The sequence below is a fragment of the Aquitalea magnusonii genome (assembly GCF_002217795.2).
Lineage (GTDB): Bacteria > Pseudomonadota > Gammaproteobacteria > Burkholderiales > Chromobacteriaceae > Aquitalea > Aquitalea magnusonii_B.
Map to the genome: position 1 here is coordinate 4232860 of NZ_AP018823.1, position 16163 is coordinate 4249022.

Below are 16163 nucleotides of genomic sequence, written 5' to 3' on the forward strand. Positions count from 1 at the left end.
TGCCTGCCTTATTGCGGACGTTGCTTGAAGAAGGTCAGCGGCGCGGTATACGGCACTTCGCTGGGGGCCGGGGCTTTCAGGATGTGCTTTTTCATCTTGCCCATCACATGCATTTCACAGGGGCGGCACTCAAACTTCAGCGTGTAGGTTTCGTTGCCGGATTTCAGCGTCATCGGCTCGGCGCGCACCTGGCCCATCACCCCCTTCACGCCCTTGGCCTGCTTGGGGCACAGATTGTAGGAGAAGCGCAGGCAGTGCTTGGTAATCATCAGGCTGACTTCGCCCTCTTCCTGATGCGCCTCGTAGGCGGCGTCGATCACCTCCACACCGTGCTTGCGGTAGAACTGCCAGGCCAGCTGGTTGTAGACATTGGCCAGATAGCTGAGCGTCTTTTCCGGATATTCCACCGGCGGCTCCACCGCCAGCTTGCGCGGCGGGCGCACCCAGGCGCTCAGGCGAGCCTGTTCCAGCTGCTCGATGGCCTCGCGGCGCAGCGCATTGATGGCCGAGGCCGGCACAAACCACGGCTGGCTCAGGTTCAGTGCCACATCATTGGCCACGAACATGGTATTGCCCAGCTTGGCCAGGTTGTCACGCAGGCCGCTTTCCGCCTTGGCGGCATCCTTGGCCGGCTCCAGTGCCAGCAGCGCGCTGGCGGTGGCGCTACAGCCATCCTCATCGGTCACCGTCAGGCGCAGGCCGTCGGCCTGCTCGTCCAGGGTCAGCCACACGCCTACCTTGCGCTCGGCGGACTTCTTCAGCAGCGCCAGTTCCCAGGCGTGGTCGCGGTTGCGGCACAGCTCGGTTCCCGGCTTCAGTCCTTGCAGCAAGGCCGGCTCATTCGGCTGGCAGCGCCACAGCAGGTCGCCGCCCGGCACATGGCCGATCTGCTTCACGGTATTAAGCTGCATGCCCACCACTTCACGCTTTTTCATGAAGTTGATGCCGTCGCCATTGCTCATGGTTTCCGGGGTGGCAATTTCCAGCCAGTCCGGCCCCACCTTGTGTACCACGCCCAGCGCCACGCCAACGAATTTGGGCGAATCAAAGGCGCCGATGTCGATCTTGCGACCGGTGGCAAAGTAGTCGGTGCTGCCACGGTGGAAGGTCTTGTCCGGGTCCGGCGCAAAGAAGATTTCGCTGCTGCCGCTTGAGGCAGGTGCCAGTTCCGGGCGGCGTTCGATGATTTCATCCAGCAGCAGACGATAGTGCGCGGTGATGTTCTTCACATAACTCACGTCCTTGTAGCGGCCTTCGATCTTGAGCGAACGCACGCCGGCATCCAGCAGCGCTTCCAGGTTCTTGCTCTGGTTATTGTCCTTCATCGACAGCAAATGCTTGTCGAAGGCCACCACACCACCGTCCTTGTCGGTCAGGGTGTAAGGCAGGCGACAGGCTTGCGAGCAGTCGCCACGGTTGGCGCTGCGGCCGGTGTCGGCATGGCTGATGTAGCACTGGCCGGAGAAGGCCACGCACAACGCACCGTGGATGAAGTATTCGATGGTGGCGGCATCACCCACGCGGGCGGCAATGCGCTTGATGTCGGGAATGCTCAGTTCGCGCGCCAACACCAGCTGGGACAGGCCGGCATCGGCCAGAAAGCGCGCCTTGTCGGCATCGCGGATATCACACTGGGTGGAGGCATGCAGCTGGATGGGCGGCAGGTCCATCTGCAAGATGCCCATATCCTGGATGATCAGTGCATCCACCCCGGCATCGTACAACTGCCAGATCAGCTTGCGCGCCGCTTCAAGCTCGGCGTCATGCAGGATGGTGTTGAGCGTGGCAAAAATGCGCGCATGGTAGCGGTGGGCAAACTGCGTCAGTCCGGCAATGTCTTCCAGGCTGTTGCTGGCATTGTGCCGGGCACCGAAACCGGGACCGCCGATATACACCGCATCCGCGCCATGCAGGATGGCTTCACGGCCGATTTCGGCAGTTTTGGCGGGGGACAGCAGCTCGATCTGGTGCGACAACAGACTCATGACAATTCCTGACTTGTAAAAAGGGCTTTCCTGCAAGCAATACCAGTCGCAGGAAGGGGCGGAATTATAACGTAATCAGTGGCTTATAGATAGCAAGACGACAAATCATCCAAACCGCGGATGCGACTATCCACCCGTAAGCAGATCACTGCTGTCCAAGCCTTCTTGTACGCAAGCCAAGCATACAAGCGGACTTGAAAGCAGCGTATCCAGCACGACGACAGCAAGGCGCAAGGCCTCAACAGGGGTTTTGTGAGCGGCGATAAGAAAAGCGGGCAGCATCCGCTGGATGCCACCCGCCTGCTTTGGCTGTCGGGCCTGCTTATTTCTGACTCAACAGCACGGCCAGTTCATCCACCGCCTCAACCCATTCGGCATCGCTGGCCAGTGCCTGACGCAAAAAGTCGGCCTGCGCCGGGTTCCAGAACGCAGCATCAGCTAATGCCTGCCCTGGCTCCAGCCAGTGGCGGGCCAGAAATACCTTGATGGCGGTGACGTCGTTGTCCAGCCCAAGCTGGGCGAATAACTGTTCCAGCTGATGTTTGCCGGTATCCATGATCTTGTTTTCCTCTTGCTCCTGATGCAGAAGTGCAGCATGGCCCTATTAGCCGCTGCGATGCAATCCACAAATGCAGACTGCGCACCACCAGCGCTGCGGCTGTTGTCTGGCACCGACAGATCGCTGGCACCGCACACCATGCAGACCCTGCCGGAGTGCAGCCTTGCTATAGTCGGGCCACCGGCCCTCACCAGCACCCATCATGACCCTGCACCTCTCGCTTACCCAGGCTCGCTTGCTGCATCTGGCAGCACAAGGTCTGCACGCTTCACCGCGCCGCAAGGCCACACCAGCCGATGTGCTGGACGCCATCCGCCGCATGGCCTTGTTGCAGATCGACACCATCAGCGTGGTGGCGCGCAGCCCCTATCTGGTGCTGTTCAGCCGGCTGGGCCGGTACGACCCGCGCTGGCTGGACGACTGCCTGGCAGAAGGCAAGCTGTTCGAATACTGGGCGCACGAAGCCTGCTTTGTGCCACGCGAGGATTACCGCCTGCTGCGCCACCGCATGCTGGACCCAACGCAAATGGGCTGGAAATACCCGCAGCGCTGGCTGGAGCAACACCAGCCGGCCGTTGACGATCTGTTGCAGACCATCCGCACCCACGGCCCGGTGCGCTCGGCCGACTTCAAGCGCAGTGGGGGCAAGGGGGATGGCTGGTGGGACTGGAAGCCGGAAAAACGCCATCTGGAAGTGCTGTTCACGCTGGGGCAGCTGATGGTGAAGGAGCGACGCAGCTTTCAGCGCGTCTACGATGTGGCAGAACGGGTAATGCCGGATTGGGACGATGCGCGCGATCTGCCCAGTCTGCAGGCAGCGCAGCGCGACATGGTGCGTAATAGCTGCCGGGCGCTGGGCGTGGTCAAGGCGGGCTGGGTGGCCGATTACTACCGGCTGCGTCGGGGCAAGTACGATGCATTGCTACACCAGTTGGCGGATGAGGGCGAGCTGATTCCCGCCCGCATCGAAGGCTGGCAGCACGATGTCTTCGTCCATCACAGCCTGCAGGCCGAGCTACAACAGGCTGCGGCAGGGAAGCTCAAATCCAGCCATAGCGCCGCGCTGTCGCCGTTTGACCCGGTGGTGTGGGACCGCAAGCGCGCCAGCGAATTGTTCGGCTTTGATTACCGCATCGAATGCTATACCCCGGCGGCCAAGCGCCAGTTTGGCTATTTCGTGCTGCCGCTGCTCAACCGTGGCCGGCTGGTGGGACGCATGGACGCCAAGGCCCACCGTAGTCAAAGCGTGTTTGAAATCAAGAACCTGTATCTGGAACCCGGCATCAGGCCCACCGCGCAGCTATGCCGCGATCTGGCCACCATGCTGCACAAACTGGCCGCCTGGCATGGCACGCCACAGCTGGTGTTGCAGCAGGGGCCGGGCGAACTGGCAGCAGCCCTGCAGGCAGTTGGGAACCAGCCAACACAATAGCTTGGCGTCGCTGGGCCAGGCACGCCGACGCAAACAGTACAAGAGCACCGCAAGAAGGCGTAACGCAGCCGCAGACGTTTTGTTAGCGGCGCTTAACCCAGCAGGATTTCGCTGAACTGGATTTGCGGTGTGATATCGGTGAAATTGGCGATATCACCCTGCAGTTGTCCGGCTATCGGCATGAAGGCGGCAAGAAACGACTCCACCGATTCAAACTGCAACTGGCACAGCGCAGTGAAATTGGGGCTACTGCCAGGCTGGCTGCCGCTGATGCCCTTCTCCACCCGCATGTCCAGCAAGGCCGGGGCCAGCAGCTTGCTGGCCAGCGGCATGTGTTGTTGCAGGTAGTAGTCGAAATCGAAACGGGCAGTAGCGCTATACGGATAGAGAATGCTGACGTTGATCATGACCATATCCTTGGTAGTGAGGCCATCAGCATAATCGCATCCCGGCCCGCACTCCAGCCTCAAAACCGCTGATGCATGCTCGCCTGGCAGCCGGCTAAGGCATGGCCGGGCAGACGGAAACAGGGCGGCGCAGCACTGCAACAAGGCCCTGTCCGCGCCACTTAGCCCACCTGTTTGCGGTACTGGATAAAGCCCAGGTTGTCAGCCAGCCTGTCATACAACTGGCGCGCTGTGGCATTGCTTTCATGGGTGAGCCAGTACACCCGGCTGCAGCCGACATCCGCCGCATAGGCATACACCTGCTCGATCAGCGCCCGTCCGGCACCGGTGCCGCGCACATCAGGCTGTACATACAAATCCTGCAGATAACAGTAATTGCCCGGCGTCCAGCTACTGCGATGCAATACCGTATGCACCAGGCCCACCGCGCGCTCGCCCTGCCAGGCCAGCCAGGCCTGCATCGGCTCGGCCGCATCGAGAAAGCGCTGCCAGGTAATGGCGGTATCTGCTTTGCTCTGGCTGCTGTGATAGAAATCCAGATAGCCCTGCCACAAGGGCAGCCAGGCAGCAAAATCGTCGGCGGCAAGCGGGCGGATGGATATGGCTTGGGTCATGGCACTCTCCTGTGGATAAGCGTCCATGCTGCACGGCTTATGGCTCCTTGAGCAGAGCCAGTGAACACAAGAAGGATGGAACCACTTTACGGAGTGGGGAGTGGGGAGTGGGGAGTGGGGAGTGGGGAGTGGGTAACAGCATATTTACTCATCTTATCCACAGAAAGCCAAAAACAATCTGTTTATCCACAATTCAGTCAGACTCGACAAGTCAATGAAAGAAAAGAGTTTTACATTTTCCCACCAACACCGATGGATACAGGACAGGCTATACGTCGAGAAGCTTGCCAGATACCTCCCGTTCGCTGGTATATCCGTGTGCTGTGCATAAAGGGCAAGCACAAAAAACGGCAGCCGTAGCTGCCGTTGCTTGCATACCTGTGGATAAGTCAGGTGATGAACAAGATCAGATCTTGTCGTACAGCTTGGCTCCACCCTTCACAAACTCCACCGACTTCACTTCCATGCCCTTCTGCAGCGCGGCTTCATCGCTGATGCCCTGCTGGGCGGCAAATTCGCGCACGTCCTGGGTAATCTTCATCGAGCAGAAATGCGGGCCGCACATGGAACAGAAGTGCGCCACCTTGGCGCTGTCCTTGGGCAGGGTTTCGTCGTGGAAGCTGCGTGCCTTGTCCGGGTCCAGGCCCAGATTGAACTGGTCTTCCCAGCGGAATTCGAAACGCGCCTTGGACAAGGCGTTATCGCGGATCTGCGCGCCGGGGTGGCCCTTGGCCAGGTCGGCGGCATGGGCGGCCAGCTTGTAGGTGATGATGCCTTCCTTGACGTCATCCTTGTTGGGCAGGCCCAGGTGTTCCTTCTGGGTGACGTAGCACAGCATGGCGGTGCCATACCAGCCGATCTGCGCCGCGCCAATGGCCGAGGTGATGTGGTCGTAGCCCGGCGCGATGTCGGTGGTCAGCGGGCCCAGGGTGTAGAACGGCGCTTCGTGGCACCACTCCAGTTCCTTGTCCATGTTTTCCTTGATCAGCTGCATCGGCACATGGCCGGGGCCTTCGATCATCACCTGCACATCGTGTTGCCAGGCAATCTGCGTCAGCTCGCCCAGGGTTTTCAGTTCACCCAGTTGGGCGGCATCGTTGGCATCCCACACGCTGCCCGGACGCAGGCCGTCGCCCAGGCTGAAAGCCACGTCGTAAGCTTTCATGATTTCGCAAATCTCTTCGAAATGCGTGTACAGGAAGTTTTCCTGATGATGCGCCAGACACCACTTGGCCATGATGGAACCACCGCGCGACACGATGCCGGTCATGCGGTTGGCAGTCAGCGGCACATAGCGCAGCAGCACACCGGCGTGGATGGTGAAGTAGTCCACCCCCTGCTCGGCCTGCTCGATCAGCGTGTCCTTGAAGATTTCCCAGGTGAGGTCCTCGGCCTTGCCGTTGACCTTTTCCAGCGCCTGGTAGATGGGCACGGTGCCGATGGGTACCGGCGAGTTGCGCAGAATCCACTCGCGGGTTTCGTGGATGTTCTTGCCGGTGGACAAGTCCATGATGGTGTCGGCACCCCAGCGGATGCCCCAGGTCATCTTGTCCACTTCTTCGGAAATCGACGACGTTACCGCACTATTGCCGATATTGCCGTTGATTTTCACCAGGAAGTTACGGCCGATGATCATCGGCTCGGATTCCGGGTGGTTGATGTTGCACGGAATGATGGCGCGGCCGGCGGCCACTTCCTGGCGCACGAATTCCGGGGTGATTTCCTCCGGCAGCGCAGCGCCATAGCTGTGACCGGCGTGCTGACGGGTCATCAGCTCCAGCAGCTTGGCATTCTTGCCGCCTGCTGCCTGCAGGCTCTCGATATAGGCCTTGCGGTTCAGGCTTTCGCGGATGGCAACGTATTCCATCTCCGGGGTGATGATGCCCTGACGCGCATAGTGCATCTGGCTGACATTCTTGCCCGGCAAAGCGCGACGCGGCTGGCGCGTCAGATTGAAACGCAGGTCGTCCAGCTTGCTGTCGGCCGCGCGGGCACGGCCATATTCACTGGACAGGCCGGCCAGTTGCTCGGTATCACCACGTTCGGCAATCCAGGCGGCACGCAATGCGGGCAGGCCGCTCTGGATGTCTATCTTGGCGGCCGGGTCGGAATAAATGCCGCTGGTGTCATACACATAAATGGGCGGGTTTTGCTCGCCGCCAAACTGGGTGGGGGTGTCGCTCTGGCTGATTTCGCGCATCGGCACGCGGATGTCGGCACGGCTGCCTTCAACATAAATCTTGCGGGAATTGGGCAAGGGCTGGATGGCGGCCGAATCGACCGTCATGGCTGCATTGAGTTTGGTGGGCGCGTTCATCGGGTTTCCTCCATGCGATGAAACGGCGCAAGGAGCGAAATCCGGCAAGCCGGCTGCAGGGAAAAGGTGGGAACCATGCAGATGACGCTTCCCTACGCCGGGATTAACCGGGTCAGGTTCCAAGGGTATTTCTCACCCGTACACCATGCAGCGGCACCATTCCACCATCAGACTGGATATGGACACCACAACACAACGCACAGGACCCCTAGCGATGCTGTGAAGGTAAGGTAAATGTGGGATAATCGCAAGTTATCGTCATGACACGCTGTCCGGGCGGCCGGTTTTTCGGGATACCGATTGACTGCTGCTGGCAGCCAGCCCTTCGGAGTAAGCTGATGGATTTTGAAAATGCCCGTTTCAACATGGTCGAGCAGCAGATTCGTCCGTGGGACGTACTTGACCCCAAGATTCTGGACCTGCTGTTTCACGTGAAACGCGAAGATTTCGTCGCTGCCGACAAGCGCCAGTTGGCCTTTGTCGACACCGAACTGCCGCTGCCCAATGGCGGCAAGATGCTGCAACCGAAGCTGGAAGCACGTCTGGCACAGGATGTTGCCGTTCAGCCGCAGGACAAGGTGCTGGAAATCGGTACCGGTGCCGGTTACCTGACCGCCCTGCTGGCCAAGCTGGGCCGCCACGTATATAGCGTTGAGATTAATGCCGCCACCCGCGAAGCGGCTGCCGCCAACCTGAAAAAAGCCGGCATCGGCAATGTCACCCTGGTGGAAGGCAATGGCCTGGATGGCCTGAAGGAGCAAGCCCCGTTCGACGTGATCGTGGTGGGTGGTTCGCTGCCGGTGGTGCCGGAAACCCTGAAAGCCCAACTGGCCGTCGGTGGCCGCATGATTGTGGTGGTGGGCGACCTGCCGGCCATGAGCTGCAAGCTGATCAAGCGTGTCAGCGAGTCTGCCTTCAGCGAAACCAATCTGTTCGAAACCTGTATTTCCCGTCTGGCCAAGGCAGAAGCCATTGAGCCGGAACGCTTCGTGTTCTGATGCTCAGGGAAATCACCGCCCGCGACCTGGCAGCATGGCTGGCCGATAGCGGCAAACAACAGCCGCTGCTGCTGGATGTAAGGGAAGACTGGGAAGTGCAGCTGGCCAGCATTGCCGGTTCGCTGCACATTCCAATGAGCCTGATTCCGCTGCGCATGAGCGAATTGCCGGATGAACAGCCGATTGTCACTGTCTGCCACCATGGTGTGCGCAGCTATCAGGTGGGCCTGTATCTGGCCAATGCCGGCTTCGAGCAGGTGCTGAGCCTGCAAGGCGGGGTGGATGCCTGGGCCAGCGAAGTTGACCCGGCCATGGCACATTACTGAGCCGTACAGTCCGCTACTGATCGCAATACAAGCAAGCCATTCCTGTCAGCGGGAATGGCTTTTGTTTTGGAACCGCCATGCCAGGACACACGTCCAAACGGCAACAAATCCACAGGATGGAATCCGTTTTGAGCCTGCAACAATTGCCTTTTCTTGCCCCTGCCCTGGCACCGGTACATCCGGCTTGGGAAAACGTGCTGCACAGCCCGGTGGTGTTCTCGCGCCTGCGTCAGATCGATCAACAGTTAAGCCAGCAAGCCGCCCAGGGTAAAACCCTGTTCCCGCCGCAACCGCTTATTTTCAACAGCCTGCGCACCATGGCACCGGCTGACATCAAGGTGGTGATTCTGGGGCAGGACCCTTACCACGGCGTTGGCGAAGCCATGGGCCTGTCGTTTTCGGTTCCACCCGGCGTACGTATCCCCCCCAGCCTGCGCAATATTTACAAGGAGCTGGTGGCCGACCTGGGTGGCGGCATGCCGGCCAGCGGCGATCTGACACACTGGGCCGAACAGGGCGTGCTGCTGCTCAACAGCGTGCTGACGGTGGAAATGGACAAGGCCGGCAGTCATGGCAAGCTGGGCTGGCAGGCCGTTACCGATGCGCTGATTGATGCGGTCAACCAGCAAAACCCCGGCTGTGTGTTTCTGCTATGGGGCAACTGGGCGCAGACCAAGGCCGAGCGTATCGATGGCAGCCGCCACCTGGTGCTGACTGCGGCCCATCCCTCCCCGCTGTCGGCCAGCCGCGGCTTTCACGGCTGTCGGCATTTCTCGCAGGTGAATGCCTGGCTGGCCGCCCATGGCCGCGCCACCATCCGCTGGATGCCAGAAGCCAGTCAGAACAGCCTGTTCTGATACGGAGTTGCGGCAGGGTTGCCCGGCGCAGCCCTGCCGCAAAAACCCGGCTTTTCAGCCCGTCGGCATTGCCCTAAGCTAGCAAGGGTCATCTTCCTCCCCGCCTCCCACCGTGGATATTTTCTTTCTGTTTGTGTTGATTGTGCTCAATGGCGCCTTTGCCATGTCGGAAATCGCTATCGTTTCCTCACGCAAGGTACGTCTGCAGCAATGGGCTGAAGAAGGCCGCCGTGGGGCTCGCTCGGCACTGCGGCTGGCCGAGGAACCCACCCGCTTTTTGTCGACGGTGCAGATCGGCATCACCAGCATCAGCATTTTCTCCGGCGTGTATGGCGAAGCCGCCCTGTCCGAACATCTGCGCGACTGGCTGGAATTGAGCCTGCCGCAATTGCATGCCTATAACAAGCCACTGTCAGTGGCGCTGATGGTGGCGGCCATTACCATGTTGTCGCTGGTGTTTGGCGAGCTGGTACCCAAACGGCTGGCCATGCTGAACCCGGAAGGCATCGCCAGCACCCTGGCCCCGCCCATGCTGCTGCTGTCCCGTCTGGCCGCCCCGCTGGTGCGGCTGTTGTCGCGGCTGACCGACACCCTGCTGCGACTGATCGGTGCGCGCAAGAGCAATGAACCCTCCATTACCGAAGAAGAAATCCGCGTACTGATGGAACAGGGCGCGGACGAAGGCATTTTCGACCGTGCCGAGCAGGAACTGGTGGAAAACATCTTCCGGCTGGACGATCGCAAGGTGGCCGCGGTGATGACCCCGCGCAAGGATATTATTTCGCTTGATATCGAAGACCAGCAGCACGACAACCGTCAGTTGCTGATTTCGCACGCTTACAGTCATTTCCCGGTGTGCAAGGGCGGCATGGAACATGTGCTGGGCATTCTGGACACCAAGCGCATGCTGGACCGGGTACTGGCCGGGCAAAGCGTGGATTTCATTGCCGACCTGCAGATTCCGCTGTACGTGCCGGCCACGGTATCGCTGATGCAGCTGATGGAGCAGTTCCGTCAGGCGCACACCCATCTGGCGCTGGTGGTGGATGAATACGGCGAGCTGGAAGGCCTGGTCACCATGAACGATGTGCTGGAAACCGTGGTGGGCGATTTGCCCTCCATTCATGCCGATGGCGAAGACGACGAGATCGTGCGGCGTGAGGATGGCAGCTATCTGGTGGATGGCATGGTGACACCGGACGACTTCCGCCAGTACTTTGCTGTCGAACTGCCGCTACCAGGCGAAGACACCGGCAATATTCACACCCTGGGCGGCGTGATGATGTTTCAGCTGGGCCGGGTACCGTCAGTGGCAGACCGCTTCGACTGGCAAGGCTTCCGTTTTGAAGTGATGGACATGGACAAGACCCGGGTGGACAAAATCCTCATCAGCCACCTGCCCTCCAGCCTTTTGGAAAAGAACGACAGCTAAGCGCCGTACGCCACAGTCGGCTTTGCTAGGACCGGACATCGCCATGAAAAAAGCCGCCAATGGCGGCTTTTCAGCTACTGGCAAGCGCAGCCTGGCGCTTGCGATAACGCTCGGTCCACAAGAACAGCAGTGGGTTGAGCAGGATGGAGAGGATGGCCCCGGCCAGGATCAGCGAATGGCTGTGTTCATTCATCAGGCCCAGGGTAATGCCCAGCCCGGCCAGAATGAAGGAAAACTCGCCAATCTGCGCCAGGCTGGCGGCAATGGTCAGCGCGGTGGCCGGGCTACGGCCAAACAGCCGCACAATACCGTAGGCCCCCAGCGATTTGCCCACCACGATGATCAGCAGCGTTCCCAGCACTTCCCAGAAGTTATGTAGCAAAACCGACGGGTTGAGCAGCATGCCCACCGAGACGAAAAACAGCACGGAAAACGCATCACGCAGCGGCAGGGACTCTTCAGCCGCACGGTGGCTGAGCGGCGATTCGGCCAGCACCATGCCGGCAAAGAAGGCACCCAGCGCAAACGACACATCAAACAGCAAGGACGCGCCATAGGCTACGCCCAGCGCAGTGGACAGCACCGCCAGGCGGAACAGCTCGCGGCTGCCGGTGTAGACGATGCGCTCCAGCATCCACGGCAGGAAGCGTCGGCCAAACACCAGCATCAGCGCCACAAAGGCCGCCACCTTGCCCAGTGTCAGCACGATGGTCCACAGCACCGTACTGCCGCTGATCACCGTATCCGCGCCCTTACCGCCCAGCACGCCGGCAAAGATGGGCAGCAACACCAGGGTCAGTACCATTACCAGGTCTTCCACCACCAGCCAGCCAATGGCGATTTTTCCGTCCTCAGTCTGTTCCAGATCTTTTTCCTGCAAGGCCTTGAGCAAGACCACGGTACTGGCGGTGGACAGCGCCAGGCCAAACACCACCCCCTCACCCAGAGGCCAGCCCAATAGCTGGGACATGCCCAGACCCAGCACGGTAGCCAGCAGGATCTGCCCGATGGCACCGGGCAGGGCAATGGCTTTCACCGCCAGCAGGTCACGCACGGAAAAATGCAGACCTACACCGAACATCAGCAAAATAACCCCCATCTCCGCCAATTGCGGAGCAATCTGGCTATCCGCAGTAAACCCCGGGGTGAATGGTCCGGCAACAATGCCGGCGCACAGATAGCCGATCAAGGGTGGCAAGCGCAGCCGGAATGCCAGCGTACCCAGCATGAAGGCAAACACCAGGCTGCCGACAATGGTGGCAATCAGCGGAGAATGATGAAGCATGGCGCATGCCCTCCAAAACAGTTTCAATGCATGAGAGATTGGCGGAAAGTGTAGCTAGTTCCACTTAATATCAAAAATTCATTCAATACATACAATTAATATCAATGGCATAAAATTTAGGTGCGGTGGATTGCTGATTAATGGCCAGGATTCATCAGCTTGCCGCCTGCTTGTTGGGCAGGTTGGCAGCACGCGCATCCGGTACTGGAAAAAATCGGCTTGCATCACTTCCGCGGTCAAACCAGTCCCCCGGCAAACCAGCCGCTAGCGGCGCAATACCGCGGTTTTCAGCAAGCAGCCGACGGCGTATGCTCTGCCAGCACCAGGCAGCTTGCTGCCCATTTATTTTTGTCACCGGAGTTTTCATGCGCTGCCTTGCCGTCTTTCCGCTGCTGTCCGTCCTGTTCACCAGCCTGCCCCTGCATGCCGAGGAAGCAGTACACAGCCTGAGCCTCAGCCTGGCTGGCAATGTATACCAGAGCGCATCCGGCAGCGGCAGCAAACTGCAGCCCAGTATCGACCTGCGACATGACACCGCTTATGGCAGCCTGTTCGTACAACAAGGTGAAGCAGGCATTGGTCTGCCCGCCCCCGGCGGCTGGGTAAGCCTGGCCGCCGCCAATGAAAGCCAGTGGGCGCTGGGGGCCAACTCCAGCCACTGGATGGGCGTGGCCCGCTATGGCCTGGATCTGCCGCAGGACGGTTCATTATCCATCGGCTATGCCGACCGCCTGGGCAACAGCAGTCCGGGCAGCCTGCTGCTGATGAATCTGGATCTCACCCTCGGCCACTGGGGCAAACAACGCGTCAGCCTGTTGGGCTGGGCCAGCCTGGCCGATCAGCAACGCGCCACCAGCCTGGGCCATCAGGCAGCGGGCAATGGCCGTCACCTGGAGCAAAGCAATCTGCTGCTGATGCTGAACCACCCCTTCAATCCGCGCTGGTCGCTGGATATCGGTGCTGGCTCACGCTGGCAGGCCGATTCCGCCCATCAGCACAGCGCCGGCTGGCAAGCCGTGTTCGGCCTCAACTGCAAGCTGTACTGAAAGCGCCGGCCCATCTCAAAGCCGCCGGCCACACACGCTGGTCTGGCGTGAACCACTCCAACGCCGTTCGGTATCCAGATAACTGCCTAGCTCGGCAAATCCTGCCTTGCGCATCATCCCTGCCGAGCCGGCATTTTGCTGATGCCTGTCGGCACACAGCCAGCCATAGCCCTGTGTCCGCAGCGCAGCACACACTGCCAGCAACAGGCGGCTGCCCAGTCCCTGGCCGGCACAGGCACGGCTGACCACCGCCTCGATCAAAAAAGCCGCCTGCGGCGGTGCGATATCGGCCGGGCGGTACTGTGGATAAGGATCGGCACAGGCAAACAGCATGATGCCGACCAGCTTGCCCTGCTGCTCTGCCAGCAAGCCCTGCACACGGCCCGCAGCCAATTGCTGCAGGGTTTCCGCCACAGCATCAGGCGGCAAATAATTCCAGTCATTCGGCCCCTCACGCAATATCAGTTGCTGTAGCGCGGCCACATCGGCGGCAACGGCGGGACGTATCTGCATCTCAGTACCTGTCATCAGCGATTGAAAACCGACCTGGCCACAACGGCCTGTAAACCGCCCGCCACGCTGCGCCAGCCATCCTGACCGGCCGGTATGGCAAAAATACGCCTGCGGCGCGCCACAGCGCCTCTATGCCGCCGCAAGTGGCCAGCACAGCGCCTTCAGCACTGGTGGTAAGTGCGATACCAGTCGACAAAGGCCTGCATGCCGGTCTGCAGCGGGGTGTCCGGCGAAAAACCCACGGCGGCGCGCAGCCGGCTGGTATCGGCATAGGTGATGGGGACATCGCCATCCTGCATCGGGTAGTACTCCTTCACCGCCGTGCGACCGCAGGCGGCTTCGATGCTGTGGATAAAATCCATCAGTGTTACCGGATTGTGATTGCCGATATTGAACAGTGCATAAGGCGGCTGGCCGTGTTCGCCAGTTGGCAGATGCTGCATCACCCGCACCACCCCTTCCACGATATCGTCAATGTAAGTGAAATCGCGCTGCATTTGACCGTGGTTGAACACCTTGATCGGCTTGCCCTGCAATATTGCCTCGGTAAACAGCCACGGCGCCATGTCAGGCCGCCCCCACGGGCCGTATACGGTGAAAAAGCGCAGTCCGGTACACGGCAGCTTGTAGAGATGGGCATAGCTGTGCGCCATCACCTCGTTGGCCTTCTTGGTGGCGGCGTAAAAGCTGACCGGGGCATCTACCTGGTCGTCCTCGGCAAACGGCACCTTGGCATTCTGACCGTAGACACTGCTGGAGCTGGCATACACCAGATGTTTCACGCCATGGCGGCGGCAGGCCTCCAGCACATTGGTCATGCCCAGCAGATTGCTTTGGGCATACACATGCGGATTGGCGATGGAATAGCGCACCCCGGCCTGGGCGGCCAGGTGAATCACGTAATCAAAGCCTTGTGCCGCACACAGCGCGTTCAGCGCTTCCCAGTCTGCCAGGTCCAGCTGAACGAAATGAAAGCCGTCACGGGCCTCCAGCGTGGCAAGGCGGGCCTGTTTCAGGCTTACCGGGTAGTAATCATTCAGATTGTCCACCCCCACCACCTTGCAGCCATCCTGCTGCAACAGCCGCTCACACAGTGCGCGGCCAATGAAACCGGCAGCGCCGGTTACCAGTATGTTCATGATTTCTTTTCCAGCCTGTGCAGTTCATTGAGCTTGGCGTATTTGATATAGCTGTTGAAGCAACCAATGCTGATGTGGACAAGTCCGGGCAAACCGTCAAGAAAACCACGGCGTACCAGGTAAAACTTGGTAAAGCGCAACAAGGGGCTGAACACCAGCTTGGCCCATCCCGCCTTTTTCCCGCGTTTATACAGCATTTCCGCCTGCAAACTGGTGTAGCGGTTCTGTTTCTCCAGATACAGCGCAATGTCTTCGCCCGACTCATGCATCAGATCGCCAGACAGTTTTTCCACAGGGCTGTCGGTCTGTACATATTCATGAACCACATCATCCGACCAACGCGCATGGCGGCGATCAAACAGGCGCAGGCTCCAGTCAGGATAGCCCTCGCCATGCTTCAGAAAACGGCCCATGAAACGGTTGCTGCGGGCAAAGCGGTAAGCATGTGCTTGTGGATTGTTCAGTATCTGCTTGATTTGCAATACCAATTCTTCTGACGGCCACTCGTCTGCGTCCAGACAAAGCACCCAGTCATGCCTGGCGGCATTCACTGCAAACTGCTTTTGTGGACCGAATCCCAGCCACGTTTGGTGGATAACTTTGGCCTTATAGGCAGAAGCTATGGCGACCGTATGGTCCGTACTGCCCGAATCCACCACCACGATTTCATCTGCCCACTGCACGCTGGCCAGGGTTTTTTCCAGTTGTGCTGCTGCATTTTTGGTGATGAGTACAACGCTGAGCGGCTCTCGCATCTTTTCTTGTTATTCCCATATGTATATGGAAGAAACTGGTAGAAGACAGTCCATTGCTGTGGATAAGTATCTTTTTACCTGTTTGTTCAATGGTTTGAGTCGTATTGAAACATGTTGAACAGCTTGCTGCATTGGCAAGAAGCATTTGTGGATAACTTGAGTCATCCAGGGTTGAGCCCAGTTATCCACATGCTGTCAGCGACTTGAACACGCCTGCCTGTTAGCGGACATTTTCTTGCTGTCACTGTGTTTATCTTAAGCTGAATTTTATTATGAAGAGACTAATGAGAGCAGTGGTTTTCTGTTGATAACCCTGAAAAAGCGTTAATAACTCAGTAGCTTGTCCTGTTGATGGCACTGGGATTAATCCGGTGGCGGACCGGCTAGCAGATTGTGGATAAATATCAGCAGAATTATACACAGCCCTTTATCCACATCTCTTGCCTGTGGATTTTACCTGCTTAACCACAGCGGCTAAGGATAAGCTCGGTTACAATG

15 protein-coding genes and 1 riboswitch are annotated in these 16163 nt (G+C 59.2%); of the genes, 6 read left to right on the forward strand and 9 right to left on the reverse strand.

The window, feature by feature from the left end; translation table 11 throughout:
- Positions 1 to 8: 8 nt before the first annotated feature.
- The gene (locus DLM_RS19880; protein ID WP_089082442.1) at positions 9 to 1985 is read right to left on the reverse strand and encodes a peptidase U32 family protein; all 1977 of its coding nucleotides are present in this window, start codon (positions 1983 to 1985) and stop codon (positions 9 to 11) included.
- A 322-nt stretch (positions 1986 to 2307) separates the two neighbouring features.
- Positions 2308 to 2541 carry a DUF2789 domain-containing protein gene (locus DLM_RS19885; RefSeq protein WP_089082443.1) on the reverse strand — a complete coding sequence of 78 codons (234 nt, stop codon included), beginning with the start codon at positions 2539 to 2541 and terminating at the stop codon, positions 2308 to 2310.
- Positions 2542 to 2746: 205 nt separating this feature from the next.
- On the opposite strand from DLM_RS19885, the gene DLM_RS19890 reads away from it, so the two are divergent.
- Positions 2747 to 3976, forward strand: a complete 1230-nt coding sequence (locus tag DLM_RS19890) for a winged helix-turn-helix domain-containing protein (RefSeq protein ID WP_231959916.1) — start codon at positions 2747 to 2749, stop codon at positions 3974 to 3976.
- A 92-nt stretch (positions 3977 to 4068) separates the two neighbouring features.
- Here DLM_RS19890 and DLM_RS19895 read toward each other — a convergent pair whose 3' ends face one another.
- The 3 genes from DLM_RS19895 to thiC all read right to left on the reverse strand — a co-directional run bounded on the left by DLM_RS19895 (position 4069) and on the right by thiC (position 7314).
- Positions 4069 to 4383: an EthD family reductase gene (locus DLM_RS19895; protein ID WP_089082445.1), complete on the reverse strand. Its 315-nt coding sequence runs from the start codon at positions 4381 to 4383 to the stop codon at positions 4069 to 4071.
- A gap of 161 nt (positions 4384 to 4544) precedes the next feature.
- A complete protein-coding gene (locus DLM_RS19900; RefSeq protein WP_089082446.1) occupies positions 4545 to 4997 on the reverse strand; it encodes a GNAT family N-acetyltransferase in 453 nt (150 codons plus the stop codon).
- Positions 4998 to 5403: 406 nt separating this feature from the next.
- The gene (thiC, locus tag DLM_RS19905) at positions 5404 to 7314 is read right to left on the reverse strand and encodes a phosphomethylpyrimidine synthase ThiC (protein WP_089082447.1); all 1911 of its coding nucleotides are present in this window, start codon (positions 7312 to 7314) and stop codon (positions 5404 to 5406) included.
- A 72-nt stretch (positions 7315 to 7386) separates the two neighbouring features.
- Positions 7387 to 7534: riboswitch (TPP riboswitch) on the reverse strand.
- A 118-nt stretch (positions 7535 to 7652) separates the two neighbouring features.
- Here thiC and DLM_RS19910 point away from each other — a divergent pair.
- From DLM_RS19910 to DLM_RS19925, 4 genes are all read left to right on the forward strand, one after another.
- Positions 7653 to 8312 (forward strand): protein-L-isoaspartate O-methyltransferase family protein, encoded by a 660-nt coding sequence (locus DLM_RS19910; protein WP_089082448.1) that lies wholly within the window; start codon positions 7653 to 7655, stop codon positions 8310 to 8312.
- Positions 8312 to 8638 carry a rhodanese-like domain-containing protein gene (locus tag DLM_RS19915; RefSeq protein ID WP_089082449.1) on the forward strand — a complete coding sequence of 109 codons (327 nt, stop codon included), beginning with the start codon at positions 8312 to 8314 and terminating at the stop codon, positions 8636 to 8638. Before DLM_RS19910 ends, DLM_RS19915 begins: the two co-directional genes overlap by 1 nt.
- Positions 8639 to 8754: 116 nt before the next feature.
- Complete coding sequence (gene ung / locus DLM_RS19920) at positions 8755 to 9495, forward strand: uracil-DNA glycosylase (protein ID WP_231959917.1); 741 nt, start codon at positions 8755 to 8757, stop codon at positions 9493 to 9495.
- A 163-nt stretch (positions 9496 to 9658) separates the two neighbouring features.
- Positions 9659 to 10927 carry a hemolysin family protein gene (locus DLM_RS19925; RefSeq protein ID WP_231959918.1) on the forward strand — a complete coding sequence of 423 codons (1269 nt, stop codon included), beginning with the start codon at positions 9659 to 9661 and terminating at the stop codon, positions 10925 to 10927.
- 70 nt (positions 10928 to 10997) lie between these two features.
- Here the strand turns inward: DLM_RS19925 and DLM_RS19930 are convergent, their stop codons facing one another.
- The gene (locus tag DLM_RS19930; protein ID WP_089082451.1) at positions 10998 to 12212 is read right to left on the reverse strand and encodes a cation:proton antiporter; all 1215 of its coding nucleotides are present in this window, start codon (positions 12210 to 12212) and stop codon (positions 10998 to 11000) included.
- Positions 12213 to 12577: 365 nt separating this feature from the next.
- Here DLM_RS19930 and DLM_RS19935 point away from each other — a divergent pair, with 365 nt between their 5' ends.
- Positions 12578 to 13258 (forward strand): hypothetical protein, encoded by a 681-nt coding sequence (locus DLM_RS19935; protein ID WP_089082452.1) that lies wholly within the window; start codon positions 12578 to 12580, stop codon positions 13256 to 13258.
- Between the two features lie 15 nt (positions 13259 to 13273).
- On the opposite strand, the gene DLM_RS19940 is transcribed toward DLM_RS19935, so the two are convergent.
- The 3 genes from DLM_RS19940 to DLM_RS19950 form a co-directional block, all read right to left on the reverse strand.
- The gene (locus DLM_RS19940) at positions 13274 to 13771 is read right to left on the reverse strand and encodes a GNAT family N-acetyltransferase (protein ID WP_089082453.1); all 498 of its coding nucleotides are present in this window, start codon (positions 13769 to 13771) and stop codon (positions 13274 to 13276) included.
- Between the two features lie 161 nt (positions 13772 to 13932).
- Entirely contained in the window at positions 13933 to 14910 is a 978-nt protein-coding gene (locus tag DLM_RS19945; RefSeq protein WP_089082454.1) for an NAD-dependent epimerase, read from the reverse strand.
- On the reverse strand, positions 14907 to 15665 hold the full coding sequence (locus tag DLM_RS19950) for a glycosyltransferase family 2 protein (protein WP_089082455.1): 759 nt from the start codon (positions 15663 to 15665) through the stop codon (positions 14907 to 14909). Before DLM_RS19950 ends, DLM_RS19945 begins: the two co-directional genes overlap by 4 nt.
- Positions 15666 to 16163 lie beyond the last annotated feature (498 nt).

Excerpts from the sequence above, each read along its gene's own strand:
- DLM_RS19880 (WP_089082442.1), bottom strand. The coding sequence starts at position 1,985 with ATGAGTCTGTTGTCGCACCAGATCGAGCTGCTGTCCCCCGCCAAAACT.
- DLM_RS19950 (WP_089082455.1), bottom strand. The coding sequence starts at position 15,665 with ATGCGAGAGCCGCTCAGCGTTGTACTCATCACCAAAAATGCAGCAGCA.
- DLM_RS19915 (WP_089082449.1), top strand. The coding sequence starts at position 8,312 with ATGCTCAGGGAAATCACCGCCCGCGACCTGGCAGCATGGCTGGCCGAT.
- DLM_RS19885 (WP_089082443.1), bottom strand. The coding sequence starts at position 2,541 with ATGGATACCGGCAAACATCAGCTGGAACAGTTATTCGCCCAGCTTGGG.
- DLM_RS19895 (WP_089082445.1), bottom strand. The coding sequence starts at position 4,383 with ATGATCAACGTCAGCATTCTCTATCCGTATAGCGCTACTGCCCGTTTC.
- DLM_RS19890 (WP_231959916.1), top strand. The coding sequence starts at position 2,747 with ATGACCCTGCACCTCTCGCTTACCCAGGCTCGCTTGCTGCATCTGGCA.
- DLM_RS19925 (WP_231959918.1), top strand. The coding sequence starts at position 9,659 with ATGTCGGAAATCGCTATCGTTTCCTCACGCAAGGTACGTCTGCAGCAA.
- DLM_RS19945 (WP_089082454.1), bottom strand. The coding sequence starts at position 14,910 with ATGAACATACTGGTAACCGGCGCTGCCGGTTTCATTGGCCGCGCACTG.
- DLM_RS19930 (WP_089082451.1), bottom strand. The coding sequence starts at position 12,212 with ATGCTTCATCATTCTCCGCTGATTGCCACCATTGTCGGCAGCCTGGTG.
- DLM_RS19910 (WP_089082448.1), top strand. The coding sequence starts at position 7,653 with ATGGATTTTGAAAATGCCCGTTTCAACATGGTCGAGCAGCAGATTCGT.
- ung (WP_231959917.1), top strand. The coding sequence starts at position 8,755 with ATGGAATCCGTTTTGAGCCTGCAACAATTGCCTTTTCTTGCCCCTGCC.
- thiC (WP_089082447.1), bottom strand. The coding sequence starts at position 7,314 with ATGAACGCGCCCACCAAACTCAATGCAGCCATGACGGTCGATTCGGCC.
- DLM_RS19935 (WP_089082452.1), top strand. The coding sequence starts at position 12,578 with ATGCGCTGCCTTGCCGTCTTTCCGCTGCTGTCCGTCCTGTTCACCAGC.
- DLM_RS19940 (WP_089082453.1), bottom strand. The coding sequence starts at position 13,771 with ATGCAGATACGTCCCGCCGTTGCCGCCGATGTGGCCGCGCTACAGCAA.
- DLM_RS19900 (WP_089082446.1), bottom strand. The coding sequence starts at position 4,997 with ATGACCCAAGCCATATCCATCCGCCCGCTTGCCGCCGACGATTTTGCT.